This is a genomic window from Enterobacter cloacae complex sp. 2022EL-00981, from assembly GCF_028737495.1.
Taxonomy (GTDB): Bacteria; Pseudomonadota; Gammaproteobacteria; order Enterobacterales; family Enterobacteriaceae; genus Enterobacter; species Enterobacter cloacae.
Genome location: NZ_JAQZRK010000067.1, coordinates 1 through 1,001, shown reverse-complemented (window position 1 = coordinate 1,001; position 1,001 = coordinate 1). Strand labels below are relative to the sequence as shown.

General features: G+C 50.4%; 2 tRNA genes and 2 rRNA genes. All 4 read right to left on the bottom strand.

The features are described 5' to 3' along the window. Positions 1–483 (bottom strand): 23S ribosomal RNA (locus PUZ33_RS25115); the annotation flags it as partial. 171 nt (positions 484–654) lie between these two features. Then, positions 655–730: transfer RNA gene (locus PUZ33_RS25110), tRNA-Ala, on the bottom strand. Between the two features lie 37 nt (positions 731–767). Continuing rightward, positions 768–844 (bottom strand) — tRNA-Ile (locus tag PUZ33_RS25105). Between the two features lie 69 nt (positions 845–913). After that, positions 914–1,001 (bottom strand): 16S ribosomal RNA (locus tag PUZ33_RS25100); the annotation flags it as partial.

The window sequence follows — 1,001 nt, the reverse complement described above, 5'->3', positions numbered from 1 at the left end:
GTTCTTTTCGCCTTTCCCTCACGGTACTGGTTCACTATCGGTCAGTCAGGAGTATTTAGCCTTGGAGGATGGTCCCCCCATATTCAGACAGGATACCACGTGTCCCGCCCTACTCTTCGAGTTCACAACCTGTGCATTTTCGTGTACGGGACTTTCACCCTGTACCGTGCGACTTTCCAGACGCTTCCACTAACACACAAGCTGATTCAGACTCTGGGCTGCTCCCCGTTCGCTCGCCGCTACTGGGGGAATCTCGGTTGATTTCTTTTCCTCGGGGTACTTAGATGTTTCAGTTCCCCCGGTTCGCCTCGTTAACCTATGTATTCAGTTAACGATAGTGCAACGGATTGCACTGGGTTTCCCCATTCGGACATCGCCGGGTCAAGGGTTCATATCACCTCGCCGGCGCTTTTCGCAGATTAGCACGTCCTTCATCGCCTCTGACTGCCAGGGCATCCACCGTGTACGCTTAGTCGCTTAACCTCACAACCCGAAGATGTTTCACTTCTGATTGCGAAAATTTGAGAGACTCGAACACACCATAACATGTGTGTCGTTTCAATTTTCAGCTTGATCCAGATTTTTAAAGAGCAAAACTTCGCAGTGCACCTTTTCAGGTTCACTCTGAAGTTTTCTTGTGTTCGCAGTAAAAGATGGTGGAGCTATGCGGGATCGAACCGCAGACCTCCTGCGTGCAAAGCAGGCGCTCTCCCAGCTGAGCTATAGCCCCATCGTTTTGCAACCTCTTCAAATTTGCTTCGCAAATTTGGTAGGCCTGAGTGGACTTGAACCACCGACCTCACCCTTATCAGGGGTGCGCTCTAACCACCTGAGCTACAAGCCTGTAGAGGTTTTTACTGCTGTTTTTCATCAGACAATCTGTGTGAGCACTGCAAAGGCAGGTTCTTTAAGGTAAGGAGGTGATCCAACCGCAGGTTCCCCTACGGTTACCTTGTTACGACTTCACCCCAGTCATGAATCACAAAGTGGTAAGCGCCCTC